This window comes from Sphingobacterium sp. JB170 (assembly GCF_900163865.1).
Taxonomy (GTDB): domain Bacteria; phylum Bacteroidota; class Bacteroidia; order Sphingobacteriales; family Sphingobacteriaceae; genus Sphingobacterium.
The window spans coordinates 114,334-134,042 of sequence record NZ_FUKU01000026.1; the positions used below are offsets into that span (position 1 = coordinate 114,334).

Annotated in this window: 17 protein-coding genes; 11 read left to right on the forward strand and 6 right to left on the reverse strand. The window is 40.4% G+C overall.

Annotated features, from left to right (window positions below; genetic code table 11):
* Positions 1–28 precede the first annotated feature (28 nt).
* From rsmI to FM107_RS06030, 4 genes are read left to right on the forward strand one after another with little or no spacing between them, the layout of a single operon-like run.
* Positions 29–697, forward strand: coding sequence for a 16S rRNA (cytidine(1402)-2'-O)-methyltransferase (rsmI, locus tag FM107_RS06015; protein WP_086947614.1), 669 nt, complete (start codon positions 29–31; stop codon positions 695–697).
* A 41-nt stretch (positions 698–738) separates the two neighbouring features.
* Complete coding sequence (locus tag FM107_RS06020; protein ID WP_086947615.1) at positions 739–1,470, forward strand: PH domain-containing protein; 732 nt, start codon at positions 739–741, stop codon at positions 1,468–1,470.
* Positions 1,471–1,473: 3 nt separating this feature from the next.
* Positions 1,474–3,093 carry an apolipoprotein N-acyltransferase gene (lnt, locus tag FM107_RS06025; protein WP_086947616.1) on the forward strand — a complete coding sequence of 540 codons (1,620 nt, stop codon included), beginning with the start codon at positions 1,474–1,476 and terminating at the stop codon, positions 3,091–3,093.
* 39 nt (positions 3,094–3,132) lie between these two features.
* Positions 3,133–4,266 (forward strand): cysteine desulfurase family protein, encoded by a 1,134-nt coding sequence (locus tag FM107_RS06030; RefSeq protein WP_086947617.1) that lies wholly within the window; start codon positions 3,133–3,135, stop codon positions 4,264–4,266.
* 85 nt (positions 4,267–4,351) lie between these two features.
* Here FM107_RS06030 and FM107_RS06035 read toward each other — a convergent pair whose 3' ends face one another.
* Positions 4,352–4,720, reverse strand: coding sequence for a copper resistance protein NlpE (locus FM107_RS06035; RefSeq protein ID WP_218778929.1), 369 nt, complete (start codon positions 4,718–4,720; stop codon positions 4,352–4,354).
* Between the two features lie 126 nt (positions 4,721–4,846).
* Positions 4,847–5,182 carry a hypothetical protein gene (locus FM107_RS06040; RefSeq protein WP_086947619.1) on the reverse strand — a complete coding sequence of 112 codons (336 nt, stop codon included), beginning with the start codon at positions 5,180–5,182 and terminating at the stop codon, positions 4,847–4,849.
* Between the two features lie 748 nt (positions 5,183–5,930).
* On the opposite strand from FM107_RS06040, the gene FM107_RS06045 reads away from it, so the two are divergent.
* The 5 genes from FM107_RS06045 (at position 5,931) to FM107_RS06065 (ending at position 11,326) form a co-directional block, all read left to right on the forward strand.
* Positions 5,931–6,668: an electron transfer flavoprotein subunit beta/FixA family protein gene (locus FM107_RS06045; RefSeq protein ID WP_086947620.1), complete on the forward strand. Its 738-nt coding sequence runs from the start codon at positions 5,931–5,933 to the stop codon at positions 6,666–6,668.
* An 18-nt stretch (positions 6,669–6,686) separates the two neighbouring features.
* Positions 6,687–7,658, forward strand: a complete 972-nt coding sequence (locus FM107_RS06050; RefSeq protein ID WP_086947621.1) for an electron transfer flavoprotein subunit alpha/FixB family protein — start codon at positions 6,687–6,689, stop codon at positions 7,656–7,658.
* Between the two features lie 195 nt (positions 7,659–7,853).
* Positions 7,854–8,492 carry a bifunctional nuclease family protein gene (locus tag FM107_RS06055; protein WP_086947622.1) on the forward strand — a complete coding sequence of 213 codons (639 nt, stop codon included), beginning with the start codon at positions 7,854–7,856 and terminating at the stop codon, positions 8,490–8,492.
* Between the two features lie 21 nt (positions 8,493–8,513).
* The gene (locus FM107_RS06060; RefSeq protein ID WP_086947623.1) at positions 8,514–9,881 is read left to right on the forward strand and encodes a nucleoside permease; all 1,368 of its coding nucleotides are present in this window, start codon (positions 8,514–8,516) and stop codon (positions 9,879–9,881) included.
* Between the two features lie 98 nt (positions 9,882–9,979).
* The gene (locus FM107_RS06065) at positions 9,980–11,326 is read left to right on the forward strand and encodes a mechanosensitive ion channel family protein (protein ID WP_086947624.1); all 1,347 of its coding nucleotides are present in this window, start codon (positions 9,980–9,982) and stop codon (positions 11,324–11,326) included.
* A 665-nt stretch (positions 11,327–11,991) separates the two neighbouring features.
* On the opposite strand, the gene FM107_RS06070 is transcribed toward FM107_RS06065, so the two are convergent.
* From FM107_RS06070 to FM107_RS06080, 3 genes are all read right to left on the reverse strand, one after another.
* On the reverse strand, positions 11,992–13,554 hold the full coding sequence (locus FM107_RS06070) for a calcineurin-like phosphoesterase C-terminal domain-containing protein (RefSeq protein WP_086947955.1): 1,563 nt from the start codon (positions 13,552–13,554) through the stop codon (positions 11,992–11,994).
* A gap of 110 nt (positions 13,555–13,664) precedes the next feature.
* A complete protein-coding gene (locus tag FM107_RS06075; protein ID WP_086947956.1) occupies positions 13,665–14,081 on the reverse strand; it encodes a hypothetical protein in 417 nt (138 codons plus the stop codon).
* Positions 14,082–14,255: 174 nt separating this feature from the next.
* A complete protein-coding gene (locus tag FM107_RS06080; RefSeq protein ID WP_086947625.1) occupies positions 14,256–14,837 on the reverse strand; it encodes a C40 family peptidase in 582 nt (193 codons plus the stop codon).
* Between the two features lie 75 nt (positions 14,838–14,912).
* On the opposite strand from FM107_RS06080, the gene FM107_RS06085 reads away from it, so the two are divergent.
* Positions 14,913–15,806, forward strand: coding sequence for a DMT family transporter (locus FM107_RS06085; protein ID WP_086947626.1), 894 nt, complete (start codon positions 14,913–14,915; stop codon positions 15,804–15,806).
* A 100-nt stretch (positions 15,807–15,906) separates the two neighbouring features.
* A complete protein-coding gene (locus tag FM107_RS06090; protein ID WP_086947627.1) occupies positions 15,907–18,177 on the forward strand; it encodes an inorganic phosphate transporter in 2,271 nt (756 codons plus the stop codon).
* Between the two features lie 101 nt (positions 18,178–18,278).
* Here the strand turns inward: FM107_RS06090 and mtaB are convergent, their stop codons facing one another.
* Positions 18,279–19,601: a tRNA (N(6)-L-threonylcarbamoyladenosine(37)-C(2))-methylthiotransferase MtaB gene (gene mtaB, locus FM107_RS06095; RefSeq protein WP_179204414.1), complete on the reverse strand. Its 1,323-nt coding sequence runs from the start codon at positions 19,599–19,601 to the stop codon at positions 18,279–18,281.
* Positions 19,602–19,709: the final 108 nt, after the last annotated feature.

Consider the following 19,709-nt stretch of genomic DNA (forward strand, 5'->3'; position numbering starts at 1 on the left):
TTACACTTTTAATTTCTTACCTTTGGTCATGCTTTATATTGTACCAACGCCGATTGGAAATCTGGAAGATATGACCTTTCGAGCTATTCGCATTTTAAAAGAAGCTGATTTGATTTTGGCGGAAGACACCCGCACAAGTGCCCCCCTTCTAAAACACTTCGGAATAGAAAACAAAGTTTTCGCCCATCACCAACACAACGAGCACAAAGCGGTTTCGGAAATAATAAAATTTTTGAAATTGGGACAAAATATTGCGCTGATATCCGACGCAGGAACGCCGGCCATTTCCGATCCAGGATTTTTACTGGTCCGCGAATCTATTAAGGAGGGCTTGGAAGTACAGTGTCTCCCTGGCGCGACAGCTTTCGTCCCTGCACTGGTAAACTCCGGGCTTCCAAATGACCGATTTTGTTTTGAGGGGTTTCTCCCGTTAAAGAAGGGACGGCAAACTAGAATGAGAACCCTGAGTGCGGAAACGCGTACGATGATTTTTTACGAATCTCCGCACCGAATCTTAAAAACGATAGATGAATTCATCCTCTATTTTGGAGGGGACAGGAGCGCTTCAATATCGCGTGAGTTGAGTAAACTCTACGAGGAAAATGTTCGCGGAACATTAACGGACCTTAAAAATCATTTTGAAAACAATCCAATTAAAGGAGAATTTGTATTTTGTGTTGCCGGTTGTCCTGACTAGCGGCTAAACACAGGTATTAATTTATTGACATTTTACATAAAATGAGTATAGCAAACTTTCTACAAGATGGACAGGATACCAAAGTGGTCGAAAAGATCCATGTTAAAATATTAGATATGTTGGGCCCAAGCGAACAGATACAATATATCGCCGTTCAAAAGAAGCCTGCCGTTACCCTACTTCCTGATAGCATCACAATTAGTGACAAGAGGATTTTTTTATGTGAATTCACCAAACTAGGGTTAGCGACCAATTTCGAAATCTTCACCTGGGAAAACATTAAAGATATAGCATTCAAGGAAGAAATTTTCGGTTCTAAAGTCACGGTCATACCGTTCACCGGCGAAAACCTAACAGTTGATTACATTCCTAAGGTACAAGCACGAAAACTCTATCAACTAATTAAGCTTAATCTAGATGAACTCAACAAGCCCAAACCGCAAATGCCACGGGTCGAAAATACAATACCACAAGTTTTAGCACCCAAAATTGAGAAAGATCAGTCCGTGCAGGTGCCCGCCACATCTTCCGCTGGGCTAACACAAAAACTGGACGAGAACCCCATTCGCCGCCATAATGAGACCCCTCCCGTCGGCGAACCTGCAGAAATCAAATCAAGTTCGACACCAACGATCGCTGTGCCGGGATTAAACGCAACAGAGGATGACGAGCTTACACGGAAACTCAAAAAACTCAAATCACTCTACGACCGCCAATTGATTACACAAATGGAATACGAGAACAAGAAACTAGAATTACTATCCCAACTTTAGCACGTGAGAAACAACTATTTTTTAGCGCTCCTAAGTGCTGTATTGCTTTGGCTAGCATGGCCACCAGTTCCTTATACCGCCCCACTTTTATGGGTAGCATTTGTACCGCTGTTAATCGCTATCGAGCGCGTGATAAAAGGGAATGACGTTAAAAAGGGACGTAAAGTATTCAATCTAGCTTTTCTGGCTGGTTTCCTCTGGAACACCGCCTCAATCTATTGGGTCTATAATGCGATGAGTGCCTATTTACCTAACTATATTGCACTGCTAATCTCCTTAATTCCGTTTGGACTCGCGCCACTACTTATGGCACTCGTTTTTCGTCTCTACTATCAATTACGTAAGAAAACTACGCAGGTATTTGCTTTAATGGGTTTAATATGCTTCTGGGTCGGATACGAATATTTACACCAGTGGTGGGATCTCGCATTCCCATGGATGACACTAGGAAATGGTTTCGCTAGTTTTCATCAACTCATCCAGTGGTACTCCATAACAGGGGTGTTTGGCGGAACAATATGGATATGGAGCATCAATACTATCTCGTTTTTACTTGTACACCAAAAAATTACAAAAACAGCAACCTACAGTAACAAGAAAATTACTATAGCTTTACTTGCCGCGATTATTATTCCTATCAGCGTATCTCTGATCCAGTATACAAGTTACCAAGAACACATAAACCCCTCACAGGTGGTAGTCGTACAGCCTAACATTGATCCATATGGAAAGTTTGGGGCTATTTCACCACAGCAGCAGCTGACATCCTTGATCGAGCTTTCTAGTCAAGTTGCTAAACCAAATACAGAATTCTTTATTTGGCCTGAAACGGCCATTTCGGCCCAAGGCTATCATCTTGTCGAAGATGAATTTCGAACCACCAACGCGTTCGAACAAATCCAATTATTTTTAGACAGTTTTAGAAATGCAAACGTCGTATCGGGAATTGAAAGTGTTGCAATTTACGATTCCGCTAATACGTCCACCGCGCGTGATTTGGGCAACGGAACATTCCTAGATCCATTTAATGCTGCAGTTTTAGTTGATCAGTCTAGTAAATTGCAGTTTTATCATAAATCAAAACTCGTCCCGGGTGTCGAGCAACTACCTTTTGGTGAAGCGCTGAGTTTCATGAAACCTTTGTTCGCACAATTTGGGGGCTCAACAGGCGGTTACGGAAGTCAAGCGGAGCCATCTGTATTCTATTCACAAAGTGGTATCGGCGTTGCGCCGGTTATTTGCTACGAGTCAATATGGGGAAACTATGTCGCCGAATACGTAAAAAAAGGCGCCCAGTTTATCGCCATTGTTACTAATGACGGCTGGTGGGGAAATACCTCCGGCAAAGATCAGCATCTTCTTTACGCGAAACTACGCGCGATAGAAAACCGTCGTTGGGTGGCGCGTTCAGCAAATACCGGATTATCGGGTTTCATCAATCAACGTGGTGATATCTTTCAGCAAACCGAGTGGTGGCAGCCCGCCGCCCGAGCGCAGGAGATAAATCTTAATGAAGACTTAACCTTTTACACAAAAAATGGTGATTTAATACTTTACCTTATTCTAGCAGGCGGTCTTTATGCATTCTATCTAATTGTCAAAAAAGATCGACCAGGAGCATAAGAATTTAAAATTACCGTTGGTTTACCTATTTTTGCACCCATGCAAGTATATTTCGATAATGCCGCAACCACGCCTCTAGATCCGCAAGTTATCAAAGCGATGACTGAAACGATGGAGAAGGATTTTGGCAACCCTTCATCAATCCATGCACATGGGCGTCAAGGGAAAACAATAATAGAAAAGGCTAGAAAAGTTGTCGCGTCTTTATTAAAAGCGTCTCCATCGGAAATTTTTTTCACCTCCGGAGGCACCGAGGCGGACAATATGGCGATTGTACGCTCCATCGCTGATCTGCAACTGTCACATGCTATTACTTCTCCATTGGAACATCATGCTGTACTACACACTTTAGAAGAACAACAAAAGAGAGGTTTAATAAAACTTAGTTTCGTTAAAATTGATAGTGACGGAAATATTAATTTAAATCACCTACGAGAATTACTGCATAACAGTCCCCGCAGTCTGGTTTCTTTAATGCACGCAAACAATGAAATTGGTACGATCACCGATATTAAAACTGTATCGGAGATTTGTCAAGAATTCAACGCGGTCTATCATTCTGATACGGTCCAAACTATGGGACATTACAAGCACGACCTTACAGAGCTCAACATTGACTTTATTACCGGCGCGGCACACAAATTTCACGGACCAAAGGGTGTTGGATTTCTATACATCAATGGCCGCAATAAAATAAATCCTTTTATCTACGGCGGAGCACAAGAAAGAAATATGCGTGGCGGTACGGAGAATATTTATGGCATTGTTGGGCTGGCTAAAGCATTGGAACTTGCTTACCATGAAATGGATACCCATCAAGCATATATTCAGGGGCTTAAAGATTATATGCAGGAACGGCTTACCCAAACGATCCCTGAGGTACAATTTAATGGCACCCTTTCGGCAGCGAACTCCCTTTATACCGTTTTAAGCGTATCGCTTCCGTGTATAGATATTGCCGATATGCTGCTGTTTAGCTTAGATATTGCTGGTATATCTGCTTCCGGTGGGAGTGCGTGCAGCTCAGGTTCGGAAATTGGCAGTCACGTCTTACAAGCTATCAATCCAGACACTGATCGCCCTTCCGTACGATTTTCGTTTAGTAAGTTTAACACGAAGGAAGAAATTGACTTTGTTGTTGAAAAAATCGCTAAAATCTGCAACAACGATTAGTTACAAGGGTATTAATCACGTAACTTTTTTAGTAACTGAAATAGGTCAATTCGCCGGATGGAAGCGTTAAAAAACTTTCATGCGGTTATTCATTTGTGAAACGTAAAACGTACCGGTCTGCAAGCTCTCCAGTAATTTCGTTCCCAGATAAGTCTAATTGCCGAAGTTGATTTGGTTCAACTCTATACTTATAATCAAGCCCATCAAGATTGAGTTCTCCCTCATCCAAGTCCCAGGTGCCCGTACGAGAAAAGGGCTCTGGATTTTTACCAACATAAATATAGTCTAATTTATAGGCTTTATCACTATTTAATGTCAACACGGTTGATATCGCATCGCAGTCAATACAAGGCAAATCTCCTTGATAGGTTCCAACGACACGCCCTTCTGTGGCTTTAACGAACGTATTGCTGTCGACTCCCGCATTCTTACGAGTGTTTATGCAACTAATCATAAGGAATAGAGCAATCAAAAGTCCACTTAAATATACAACAAAACGCATCATATTAGATTTACATTATCTTTCACAAAAAAGATACCACAAATCTAACTCCATAGCATTTCAATCAAATAAGCTCCCTTATTCGTCTTCGTCTTCGTCGATGCCTTGCGCCAAATTGTAAGCCCCCATAAGCTCGTTGTATGCATGGCGATTTCCAAGTCGTTTGGAAACTTCTAACCCAAGCTTATAAATCTCAAGTGATCCGGTTTGCTCGCCCTGCTCTTCTAAAAATTTCGCATAATGATAATAAGTTCCAACGTAATCGCTATGGTTTGTAACTAAGTCTATATATCCTTCTCGCGCTTTCTGTTTATTTCCCATTTTCCTATACTCCGCCGTGATCGCATATTTCAAGAACGGGTCATTGGGTGTTTCGTTTAGGAAATTCTGTAATTCGTCTAATCTTGTGGTCATTAATGCTAATTTAATGGAACAAAAGTACAAAATTAATAAAACATACCATTTATCAACTCCGAGAGTTAACCGATTAATGATAATAATCTTGAAACAATTTGTTTAAGTCTTATCCTGAAAAGCCGACGTACAAACGAAGTATACACACGGCTAATAGTAGCTTACATCCGATCGGCATAAATGACGCATTAGTTTTACACGGCTTCTTAGTAAATGCGCTTACTTAACAATTCTTTTTTCGGTAAACAATTTCGCCAGAGACGCTTCTTTGGATTTTTCGACATCTGAAGGGAGTTTGTGATGTTTTGTGTTCATTTTCTGAGCAACAGTGAGTTTATGCGCTTAAAATACTACGACAGAAATATTCGAGACAAATGGGCCGATTATTTGACGCACACATTACACCACTCCAAAGAAGAACTTACTATGCTAGCATATAAAATGACATTCTATTGACGATTGCGATATTTCAAATGATTGCATCAAAACACTACGCCGCCCTCATAAATAAGAACTATATACAGAAATATCAACAGCGTAATCATGCCTCCGACCTAATAATTGAAAATCCAGAACCCTCAAATACTAAAATGCACTCGACCGGATATAGCTTGTTTTTACTTGCAAAAAATGATAGGTTTGTGAATAGGGTCTTACCCCCTATTATCAATAGGAACAATTGATTGCGTGGAAGAATTCCGTAAGACGAATATAAAACAATTAGTACAAGACTTAAATATTGACTATGATGAAAATTCTTGTTTGTATAAGTAACGTGCCAGACACGACTTCAAAAATAACATTTACGAATAACAATGCGTCATTTAATGAAAATGGCATCCAATTTATCATCAACCCGTACGACGAAATAGCACTTGCTAAAGCAATCGGATTAGCCGCGAACGGAAATGGTAAGGTGACTGTCCTTAATGTTGGTGAAGTGTCTACAGAGCCGACAATCCGAAAAGCGTTAGCATGCGGAGCAGATGAAGCTGTACGAATTGATGCTGCGCCGCGCGATGCGTGGTTTGTTGCAAATCAAATCGCAGACTATGTCCGCACCAATCCCTACGATCTTATTTTAACTGGTCGCGAATCAATAGACTATAACGGCGCCCAGGTTCAAAGCTACGTCGCTGAACTTTTGTCGTTGCCGTCTGTTGCAATCGCTAAAAAATTAGATATTACAGACAATGAAGCGACCATCGAACGTGAAATCGAGGGTGGAAAAGAGGTCTTAACAGTAAATCTACCCGTTGTAGTTGGAACGGCCGAGGGCGTTGCAGAGCCAAAAATACCAAACGTTCGTGGAATCATGGATGCTCGTAAAAAACCTTTAAATGTCATCCCACCTATTGAAGTTACCCAACTATCAAAAATCACAAGCTTCGAATCACCCGTACCACGTGGAACAGTCAATCTAATTGACAAAGAACAGGTAAATCAGTTGGTGGAGCTGTTACATAGTGAGGCAAAAGTTATATAACCTAAATTAAAAGTAGATATGTCAGTATTAGTATATATAGAAAACATCGAGGGCACATTTAAAAAATCTGGTTTTGAAGCAGTTTCTTATGCCAAAACAATTGCTGGCCTCCTCGGTGAAGAGGTAAACGCACTCAGCATCGGAGCTGTTCCACCCGCTGAATTAGAGAAGCTTGCGCAATATGGTGCCGACAAAGTCATTAAAATAGAAAACGATCAGTTGAAACAATTTATCAATCAAGCATATGCGCAATTGATTGCTAACGTTGCAAAAAGTACTGGCGCAAAAACTATTATTCTCTCGAATACCTTTAATGGCAAAGGGTTAGCTCCCCGAATTGCTGTAAAATTGGATGCCGTACTGTGCGATGGCGCAATTAACATTCCTGCAATCGCAGGCGATGTTTGGACGATAAAAAAAAGTGTCTTTTCAAGCAAAGCTATTGCCACGGAAGAGCTTAAGGCCGCTGTAAAAGTAATCGCCTTAACGCCAAATAGTGTAGAAACTAAAGAAGCACCCGTTCCCGCCCAGATCGAAACTTTCCAATCGGAACTATTATCCAATGACCTTGCTACGACCATTCAGGAGATTGTACGCGCCACCGATAAAGTGTCCCTTCCTGATGCAACAATTGTGGTCTCTGCTGGCCGGGGAATGAAGGGCCCAGAAAACTGGAGAATAATTGAAGAACTTGCCGACGTCCTTGGCGCGGCAACAGCATGCTCTAAGCCGGTCTCGGACGCTGGGTGGCGTCCGCATGCGGAACACGTTGGACAAACCGGACTTGCCGTTAGCCCGAATTTATATATTGCAATTGGAATTTCAGGCGCAATACAACATCTGGCGGGCGTTAGCTCATCGAAGACAATTGTTGTCATTAACAAGGATCCCGATGCGCCATTTTTCAAAGTTGCAGACTACGGAATAGTTGGTGACGCTTTTGAAATCGTACCTAAATTAACAGAAGCAATCAAGGCTTTTAAAAATTAATCGCAGCAATATTTCATCGAGCAATAGTTGCTACTCGCCAGGTTCTGACAGCCGAGCCTGGCGCTAAAAAACGATGATCCCGCGGACTCGCAAATTATAGAGAAGTAAAATTAAACAGGCTCCTTTTTAACAATAAATACCCAGCGTTTTTATTTTGTCGCGAATATTATCATCTTTGTAGTCTGTCAGTAAAGAATGAAGAAAATCAAATTAGATATCGTTGGACTATCCTATAGTCAAACTCAATCAGGCGCTTATGCCCTGGTTCTAGGGGAAATTGGGGGAAACCGGCGACTTCCAATTATAATTGGAGGTTTTGAGGCTCAAGCAATCGCTGTGGAAATTGAGAAAATGCACCCAAGCCGACCACTCACCCACGACCTATTCAAAACTTTTGCTGAAAATTTTAAAATTGAAATTCAAGAGGTTTTAATATACAACTTGATCGACGGTATATTTTTCGCCAAGCTTATTTGTTCGGATGGCAAAAAGAAGATTGAGGTCGACTCAAGAACCTCAGATGCCGTTGCATTAGCAGTACGATTTGGCTCCCCAATCTCTACGTATGATTTCATTATGGATGCCGCAGGAATCATAATCGAAAGTAACGATTTCGCTTTTTTAGAAAATTTAGACAATCTACCAAACAAAGAGAATACGTTACATCAAGATCCGAGAAAAGAGCACGATACAAAAACAGAAAAGCACGTAAAATCGCCGTATGCGAGTCTAACAGATGCCCAATTAGAAGAAGCCCTAGATAAAGCTATCGCGTCAGAGCAGTACGAAACTGCAGCAAAAATTCGTGATGAAATAGAGCGAAGAAAATCCTAATTACATAACACTTACGCATCCATGTCTATTAAATTACGGTTAACCGTCATGAGCTTCTTTCAGTTTTTTGTCTGGGGAGCATGGTTAATTACAATCGCAAACTATTGGTTTGGAACCAAACAATGGGACGGTACACAGTTCGGGGCCATTTTTGCAACGATGGGAATAGCTTCGCTTTTCATGCCGACACTTATGGGGATAATCGCCGATCGTTGGATCAATGCGGAAAAACTATACAGTTTAATGCATTTTTTATACGCCGCCGCACTGTTTTATCTTCCTTTTGTAAACAGTCCACAGCTATTCTTCTACATAATGTTATTGGCAATGTGCTTTTACATGCCGACGCTCGCTTTGTCAAACTCCATTTCCTACACGGCGTTAACCAATGGTAACTATGAACTAGTAAAAGCATTCCCTCCCATACGCGTTTGGGGAACAATAGGATTCATCGCAGCGATGTGGCTCATCAACTTGACAGGAAACAAATCAAGTGCAGTGCAATTCCAAATCGCAGGAACCGCAGCATTAGGTTTAAGCCTATTTGCATTAACCCTACCCAAATGCCCACCACGAAGCGTGCGTCAGGAGAACCAGACGCTAGGACAAACGCTAGGACTTGAAGCCTTTAAATTATTTGGCAATTACAAAATGGCCTTATTTTTTATATTTTCCATGTTTTTAGGTGGTGCCCTTCAGCTGACTAATGCCTACGGCGATGTTTTTCTCGACGAATTCAAGTATTACCCCAAATATGCGGAATCAATTGTTGTAAAATATTCAACAATTATTATGTCAATATCTCAAATATCAGAAACGTTATTCATATTAGCGATCCCCTTCTTCCTGAAACGCTTTGGCATAAAAAAAGTGATGCTCATATCGATGTTTGCCTGGGTATTACGATTTGGATTATTTGCTTATGGGGACCCTACGACCGGACTATGGATGATTGTACTTTCATGCATCGTCTACGGTATGGCGTTTGACTTTTTCAATATTTCAGGGTCCTTATTTGTTGAATCGTCTACTAATTCACAAATCCGCAGCTCAGCGCAGGGTTTATTCATGATGATGACCAATGGTTTCGGTGCCGTATTCGGTAGTCTAATTTCGGGGTGGGTGATTGATCACAATTTCACAAAACACTTTGTCGACGTGTACTCCCTATCTTCATTTTTACAAACAGAGACTAATAATCCCTCGCTACTAAAGTTTATTGAAAACCGTGGGGTATCGATTTTAGCGAACGGACAGCTAAGTACCGAATTGATGTTAAAAGACTGGCATAACATATGGATTGCCTTTGCACTTTACACATTGTGCATCGCCCTATCGTTTGCTTTTTTGTTTAAGCATAAGCATGAAATTGATCAAAAGCACCATTAAAACTAATTGAGAAAAACGGAAATAATAAAGCATTTTAACTACTTTATAGATGATTTTCGCAGTTTTACGCACTAATTTTTCGTATTTTTGCTTCAATTATGAGCATTACAAAAATCATCAACTCTGCCTCTTCCGAAACAAGTACTACGTATAACTGGATTTTTGAAAAAATATCAAGCAGTGGTCTTAGCGATAACATTGTTAATATACTTTCAACTACAATTTTGCTCGTTGCTGCAGCGATTCTATTGTTCGTTGTTGACTATGTGACGCGAAAGATTTTACGAACTGTTTTTACCAAAATAATTGAAAAAAGTGCCGCAACCTGGGACGATTACTTTTTAAAAAACAAGGTCATTAAACACTTAAGTCATTTAATTCCTCTGTTAATAGCAAAGGTAATCTTGCCAGACATCTTTATTGGATTCCCATCGTTTACAATTGTCCTCTCTAAATTTCTATCGATCTTATTGATTATTACTGTCTTGGCTATGATAGTAGGTGTTTTAAAAACCGGTCGGGATATATTAAGTGGCTCAAAAGCATTTGTAGATAAGCCCGTTGATAGTTACTTACAGGTGATCCAAATATTTCTGTATTTCATTTGTGGAACACTTATTTTCAGTGTATTAACAGGTAATTCTCCATGGTCCTTTCTCGTATCACTTGGTGCAGCTTCGGCTATACTCATGCTCGTTTTTAAAGACACTATACTCGGTTTTGTCGCTAGTATTCAGGTTTCTGCAAATGATTCGGTCAGAGTTGGGGATTGGATTGAAATGGCGAAATATGGGGCAGATGGGGACGTGTTACAGATCAACCTGAATAATGTCAGGATTCAAAATTTTGATAAAACAATCGTTACCATCCCAACCTATACCTTGCTGAGTGATTCGTTTAGGAATTATAGAGGCATGCAGCAGGCGGGTGGACGCCAGATTAAAAGAGCAATAAACATTAAGATATCTACAATTCGCTATCTCAACGACGCAGAGATAGCCGAATTAAGTAAAATACAACTGCTCGCACCCTTTATCGCCGAGCGTCAACAAGAGATCATAGAATTCAACAAGAAAAACAATACCGATGCATCCGTTTTAGTTAACGGTCGAAGAATGACAAATATTGGGTTATTTAGAGCGTACATTGAACGGTTCGCAGAAAGCAATCCAAAAATACATAATAAAATGACGATGATGGTGCGGCAGCTGGCCCCCACAGAACACGGACTCCCTTTAGAACTGTATATGTTTACCAGTAGCACCGAATGGGTATTCTTTGAAAATGCGATGGCAGATGTTTTTGATCATCTATTTGCAGCAATAAAATATTTCAATTTAGAAATATTTGAATCGCCAGCTTCGGACGATATCCGCAAATTCTTACCAGAACTTTATAGCGCGCCAAAAAGCGTTAGCACGCCAGCGGAAAACACCTCGGAATAAAAAGCGTGAGTTTCTACAAGAAACAGATACAGGCCGGTATTTTCGTTCGATCGGCCTGTATTTGTCTCAAACACTCGTCTAGCAGAATGCATGTCCGATATTAACTGGAAAGCCTCTCTTTTTTTCGCTTGTTTATATTTGCTTAGTCCCACTTTTTGAAGATAACACTAGCAAAATGGTTAACGGGTGCCGAAGATATAAGAATGAAACAGTGCCTTCCTCCAGTGAAAAAGCAGATTACAATATAAACAATAACGAAGAGAAATAATCAATTAACAACGATCCTAGTACTGCTCGAGATCAAGAAAAGTTTTAAGGGAGCTAGCAACCGAGTACAGTAAAATACGTTCGAACCGAGAGCTCACTATAGAACAATGGTCTCATTTCAGTCAGTCTAATTACTTCAGACGCAATAATAAAAGAAATACGAAACACGCTTCCAAAGTGTCGTTCATTCCCAAAATAGCCGAGAGATTAAAATAGTAAAGGCCATATCATTTTTAGTTTGATACGGCCTTTTTCGCATGTTTAACATACGGTCTTAGCATATTTCACAACAGGCCTTAACATTTACTATAACACAATGAACAAAAATTACTCTAGTTCAAAAGTGCATTTTAAATATTACATCAATGTTACCCGATCATGAAGATTTCATCATCATATTATTCTACTACTTCGAGTTGCTTCACTGAAGAGTATACTTTCCCGTACATATCGGTAGCCTCGATTTTAATCTGGTGTTTCCCACCTTTCAGCTTTGGTAGTTTTGTACGCCACAAATGTCGAGAGGATACGGGATCCGACGGACGTCGTCCATCAAGTAAACTGGTAGCACCATCAAATTCAAGTACAGACTTCAAGTAGGCTGGATCGTACGCCTCAACATGCTCCATTTTCTTCCATTCTCCACCATCGATTTGGTAGCGAACCTCATCATCGGCAGCACCCATGAAGAAATTAACATACAACGGATAACGTCTGACATATTTTTTATACACGGTAGATGGACCAAATACTGCTAAACCATAATCCGCGTCTTCACCGACAACCTTATAAGTAAATGAATATTGGTTGCCGTTAATTTTCAAGATAGCATATCCTTTTGGTGTCCCATCTCGCATTGTCGACACAGGGATACCCTTTTCAGTAAGTTGTCCAGAGTACCAGTCTCCTGAAGTAGTACCCACGTTGTACTCATGTAATGGTTTTCCCCCTTTCCAGCCATGAACTTGATCATAAAAATTTTGCTGTTGATAATGCGTATGCGCCGATAGGGTAACGATATTTGGGAATTCAGCTAGAATATCGAACAGTCGCTGTCTGTCTTGATCTCTAAACGACGCACTATTTGTCGGGTTCAAAGGAATGTGCAACGATAAAACCACGAGCTTGTCTTTGCTGACCGTACGTAAATCGTTTTCAATAAAATCCAACTGTGACTTCCTGAATCCCCCTTGGTACCCTTTACCGGTAGTTGGGTGCGGGTAGATGATATCATCAAGAATTAAAAAATGCGCCCGTCCAACGTTAAACGAGTAGTTCGCCGGCCCAAAGTTTTTCTCAAACGTTTCATCGGATAAAGAATCCACTTGAACATCGAAGTTTAAATCATGATTTCCAATCACATGATACCAAGGTAACGACATTTCAGTCATGGCACGTTTATACGCCGGGTGAAGACTAAGGTCATTTCCAACTAAGTCCCCTAAGCTAATTCCGAATAGCGGGCCGCTTACCGTTTTAGCATCATCAACGACTCCTTTTTTAAAGAATTCTAATTCGTCCTCGTTGTACGCTTGCGGGTCGCCGAAAACAAATGCCGTGAATTCGCTCTCTTCTTCCGTCTCCACGACAGCGAAATCTATAGATTTAGGAAGTTTGCCCGTTGGCTGAACGGCCTCGAACTTTAATTTTGGACTACCTTGAGGTTTGTAGGTATAATAAAACTTTGGTTGGTTAAATTCGTCGAGTGGAAAGCTGTAATCCGCCGGTTTAATCGCAAAAATAATATTATCGTTCTGAACGGGGATTTCGTACTTTCCATTTTTATCCGTCTGCACCACATCCACTCCGTTACTAATCCCCACACCCGCTAGACCAACTTCTTTCCGGTCCTTCTGGCCATTTCCATTTGCATCAACATACACTGTTCCTTTGGCAACACCCTGAGCATAAGCGCTTCCAGTGAGTGAGAGTCCGACAAGGACCCAAGCAATATTTTTCATAAATTTCTGTTTGATATATTCGGTCAAACATAAACTTATAACATAAAAATGAAGTAAACAAGTTATTAAGTTATTGTTACTTATTACAGCCCTCTGCCGACCGCCGCGAACTAGCGCGCATTGGCGACATTTATCATATCAAGTACTTTCTCGATAGTAGTTTTCGCGGCATCCTTCATTTTCTGATTGCCGGGGTAATCGGCATCAAGTGTAACCGTCTTCCCTTTTTCTTTATACCTAAATTCTAAAATATAGCGCGGTACATCCGCACCTTTGGCCGAATCGGTTCGTACCGTGGTCATATCGTCATCGACATTCCAAAATCCCATTTCCATTGCTTTGCGATGCAAAAACAGAAGATCGTCTTTCGATAATTTAAGTTTCGATTTCACTACCTCATTCGATCGATTGATAAATTGATACTCTTGCGTTTCCGAATTATAACTATTGTACATGGAGTCGGGAGTCCCATATCGTATGGAAACATATTTAAAATCAGAGAAGCGATAAGGTGCATTTTTCACCATGTTAGAATAATAAAATACACAATAGATAAAAAAGGAACCTATTATACACAAACCAAGAAAAATGGCTTTCGTTCTTTGTTTCATGAGGATAAATTATGTCGCAAAAATACACATTACGGACGAGGATAGTGCCCATAATAAATAGTAATCTTTATTGAAATTGTAATATAAATGTTAGATCTTCGGCGTTCCTGAGCGTACTAAGTATTTGTGGTACCAATTATCTTTGATATCCGATATTATAACACCTTTTCGTGTAGAAACGTGAACAAACTTGTTGTTATGCAGGTAGACACCAACATGATCTATGTTACGTCCTCCAAAAGAAAAGAAAACGAGATCTCCTTCTTTCAAATTTCTTAAATATTTCCTTTTAACTTTTTTGCCCATTTCACGTGAAGTACGTGGCAAATCCTTTCGATATACGCTACGGTACAATAAGTTTACAAAACCCGAACAATCAACACCCGATTTGCTGTTCCCGCCCATCCGATGTGGAGAACCTGCCCAACTGTCGATGAAATTGTAGAGATCTTTATTTTTTAACGCACGTGTGGAAACCCCCAGAAGCGAAGCATAGTTCTCCATTTTGCTACCTGACAACTTCTTATTGCGCATATCACTGGCATCCGTTGCAATTGATTTGCCACGTGAGGTTCGAGCAATTTCTTTCCGCGCGCCACAAGAAGAAAGTAAACTAACGACAAGTATCCATGACAACAGGAAAACACCAGGCCTACTGAACGATTTAAACATACAACAAATGTAACCAAAATGCAGATAGAGCCAAGCGAAATACAGGTAATTTTGTAACTTGCGCCAAAATTTCAAATGGACAAAATTAAGGGTGCAATAGCTGTAACAATCGGTGCGGCCAGCTTTGGAGTACTATCTACATTCGTGAAAAAAGCGTATGAAAAAGGCTTCACGCTGGGGGAGATAACGGGTGTTCAAGCTTTGTATGGTATGATTGTCCTCTTTGTGTTGCTTGCGATTTTTAAAATTTTTAATGCCCGTTATTTCCAAAAATATCCATCAAAAAGCCCTAAATGGGTAATCCTAATCAGCGGCATATCCACGGGTATTGTTAGTATATTATATTATAAAAGCATCGGGTTAATTCCAGCTTCATTAGCAATTGTATTACTGATGCAATACATATGGATTGGGCAGTTGTTAGAATTTTTGATATTTCGTTCGAAACCAAGTGGGAAACAACTGTTCGGCACCCTAGTAATTCTCGGCGCAACACTTTTGGCCACCGGCGTGTTCGAATATGACCTTCGTAGCATTAGTATCGCTGGCGTTGCCTACGGACTTTCAGCGGCAACTGCTTATGCAAGTTTTATCCTTGTTAACGGCCGCGTCGGAAACGATCACCCGCCCGTTCAAAAAAGTGCGATTATGGTCGCTGGAGCATGTATTTTTATATTCATCCTATTTCGACCATTTTCAATTTTCGAAAAAAATATTTTTACCGAAATTTGGTCTTACGGCATATTGCTAGCTACGCTAGGAACGGTGTTGCCTCCTGTACTTTTTGCCTACGGAATACCAAAGACAGGGGTTCCAATTGCAAGCATACTTAGTACTGTTGAGCTTCCGGTTGCGATATGCTTATCGTTTATGATACTGCACGAACATGTCTCTATGCTACAATTTGTTGGGGTAGCATGTATACTACTCACAATCGTGGTCATAAATTTTCCAAGGAAAAAAAACTGAATGGTTAATTTTTAGTTAACATTAATATACAATAAACTTAACATTAAGTTTATACTAGAAACAATAAAATGAGCGACATTTGCATTAATTTAATTTTTATATGGAAAGCTACCTTCTCATAATTCTCGCGGTACTTGTAGTGCTCGCCGTTATTGATCTAATGGTCGGCGTTAGTAACGACGCTGTTAATTTTCTAAATTCAGCAATCGGTTCAAAGGCCATCCCATATAAAACGATTATGATTGTGGCAAGCTTGGGTATCCTTTGTGGGGCGGTATTTTCCAGCGGAATGATGGAAATAGCCCGTAGTGGTATTTTTGTCCCTGAAAAGTTTTCCTTTCAGGAAGTCATGATCATCTTTGTCGCAGTCATGGTTACCGACGTTATTTTGTTGGATATTTTTAACTTTTTTGGCCTCCCGACCTCAACCACCGTTTCCATTGTCTTTGAACTTTTAGGCGCGGCGGTCTCGTTGACGCTATATAAAATATACGATGGTGGGCTTAGTTGGGGGTTAATATCAACCTATATCAATACCGAGAAAGCGTCCGAAATAGTAGTGAGCATACTGTTATCGGTCGCCGTGTCGTTTAGCTTGGGGATGATAATACAATATATCTGCCGTCTCGCATTCACCTTTAAATTCCAGAGAAAAACAAAAAAATTTGGCCCAATATTCGGCGGTATAGCACTTGCCGCGATCTCTTATTTTATATTAATTAAAGGCTTAAAAACAGTCACCTTTATCTCGACTGATGTAAAAGCGTGGATTCATGAGTATGAACTCGTATTGGTAGCTTGTACGTTCGTCTTAATGACAATTATTAGCTTTATTATTACCCGGACAAACACGAGCATATTTAAGGTGATAATTATAGTCGGGACATTTGCTTTAGCACTCTCTTTTGCAGGAAACGATTTAGTAAACTTCATCGGTGTTCCCGTCGCCGCGTATCAATCGATCGGAATATTCCATGCCGCGGGTGAGGGCGTAGGAGCAACAACATTTATGATGGGCGATCTTGCGAACGATAATATAGCGGCTCCTGTCTGGATTCTCATCGTCGCAGGAGTAATAATGGTTTTCACCCTTTGGACTTCAAGTAAAGCGAAGAACGTCATAGAAACGGAGATGAGTCTATCCAGCCAATCTTCGAATGAAGAGAAGTTTTCGGCAAACTTTCTTTCTAAAAATATTGTTCGTTTCTTCATTACGATTGGGCACGGGCTAAACTTCATACTTCCTCGAACGCTGCAAACTCGGTTAGATAAGCAGTTTGAGAACCCTCAATTACCTTTATCGACTAAGAAAACGCCGGACGAGCCAATGTTTGACATGGTGCGCGCATCGGTGAATTTGATGGTAGCTAGTATATTAATTGCCTTAGGTACCTCAATGAAGCTGCCCTTATCTACCACATATGTGACCTTCATGGTTGCTATGGGATCAGCTTTTGCCGACCGGGCGTGGGATAGAGAAACCGCGGTTTATCGCGTATCGGGGGTATTCCATGTCATCGGTGGATGGTTTATTACGGCAGCGTGTGCCTTTAGCGGTGCTTTTATAATTGCCTATCTACTAACCATTGGTGAGGAAATCGCTCTTTTTTCTATCCTAATATTTATGGGTATTCTTCTTTATCGCAACGCTAAAAGCCATTCGAAAAAGAAAAAGGAAAAAGAACTGCTAAAACTAAAAATAGAGAGCACCGATATCCAAACACTACAGGAAGTAACCGAGGCGAGCGCAGAACAAATTAGCGAAATCGTCACCAAAACCAATGTACTGTACAAAGAAGTGATTGAGAGCTTAATTAACCAAGACTTAAACTCTTCTAATACAGCAAGAAAATTGGTCAAAAAGCTTCAAAATGAACTTAATTCAACTAATAGTTCGCTATATGACTTCATCAGAAACCTCGATGAAAATTCGGTTAAGGGGATTCGTTATTATATACAGTCACTTGGCTACTTGCAAGACATCGTGGAAAACCTTGGGGTAATAACAGCAAACATCCACACCCATTTAGACAACAATCACAAATCGTTGAAAGTAAATCAAGCCAAAGATCTCAAATACAACGCGGCCAAGTTAAGTGATTGGTACTCGAAAATTAATGACGTTTATAAGCGACTTGATTTCTCCAAAATCGACATTATAATAAACGAACGCATCGCTTTCCAAGATACGATCAACGAAATGCTCGACGCACAAATTGACCGTATCCGTACTTCTGAAAGCAGCCCAAAAAATACAAAACTGTATTTCTCGATATTGCTCGAAACCAACGAACTTATTAGTTCAACGTTCAAGCTTTTGCGTTTACATAAGGAGTTTGAAAACTTCAGAAATGGGAGGACGCCTAAATAACGTAATGTCGGGATGGCTTTTAATTGACGAGTACCCCGTTCATCGTCCAAAAAGCCATCCCCAATTCAAGTGGATAAATCCTTTAAACGATAAATCGAAAGCTATAAGTAGTTCAATATTACAGGTAATTCTTTTACATCGACTTCACACAGTTCATTGACCGCGAGCAACTCAACAGGAATAACTTCATTAACCAAAAGTGGATCATACTGCGAACGAACCTTTACATAGTTTTTAGAGAAACCATGCATATATCCATCTTTAATATCGCCTTCAAATAGTACTTCAGCAACAGTACCGATCTGGCTGTCATAAAATGCTCTGCGTTTTTTTTCCGAAAGGATATGCAACATTTTACTGCGATCACTGCGCTGCGATCCAGGGACGGAACCTTCCATCTGAGCGGCAATTGTATTTTCTCGTTCCGAATACGTAAACACATGCAAATAAGATATCGGTAGTTCATTAAGGAAGTTATATGTATCAATAAAATCCTCTCGTGTTTCTCCTGGAAAACCAACGATAACGTCTACCCCAATGCAGCACTCAGGCATTAACGATTTAATTTTGGCAACACGTTCCACATAAAGTTCGCGTTTATAGCGGCGGCGCATCATGCCTAATACTTTATTACTCCCGGATTGCAACGGCATATGAAAATGCGGCACAAAGCGACTTGATTGCGCTACAAATTCTATAATTTCATTCGACAGCAAATTCGGTTCAATCGAAGAGATGCGTATGCGATCTATCCCTTCTACTCGGTCCAAGGCGCGTATTAAGTCTAAAAAGCGATCCTGCCGCTTACCATCGCGAATACCATAATCTCCAATATTAACCCCCGTCAAAACAATCTCCTTTACGCCGGAGGCAGCGATCTGCTGCGCTTGTTCGACGATATCTTCAATTTTGCCCGAACGACTGGCGCCACGCGCGAGTGGTATAGTGCAAAAAGTACATGAGTAGTCGCAGCCATCTTGTACTTTCAAAAATGTCCTGGTACGATCACCGATTGAAAAGGCAGGTATAAACTGATTCGCTTCATCAACTGGGGTATTATGAATAACTGCTTTCTCTTGTTTTGTTAAATCATTGATATGTTCAATGATATTAAATTTTTCTGCCGCACCTAGAACCATGTCCACTCCTGGAATTTCAGAGATTTCTTTCGGTTTAAGCTGCGCATAGCACCCTACAATAGTAATATACGCATTCGGAGAGTGCTTAAGCGCTTCTTTAACTACTTTTCTACATTTTTTATCTGCATTGTCCGTTACCGAACACGTGTTAATAACGTAAACATCAGCGGCGCTATTAAACTCCGTCGTTTCATACCCTGCATCCCTAAAGATACGGCCAATAGACGATGTTTCTGAATAATTCAGTTTACATCCCAACGTATAAAAAGCTACTTTTTTATTCATAATAATTTTGCAAAAATACACAAAAAGTTACAAAATAATCGATTTACACAAAATCTGTCACTGTAATGATTTTCAAGACAAGACCATTTTACGATATGGCCTGGTTGA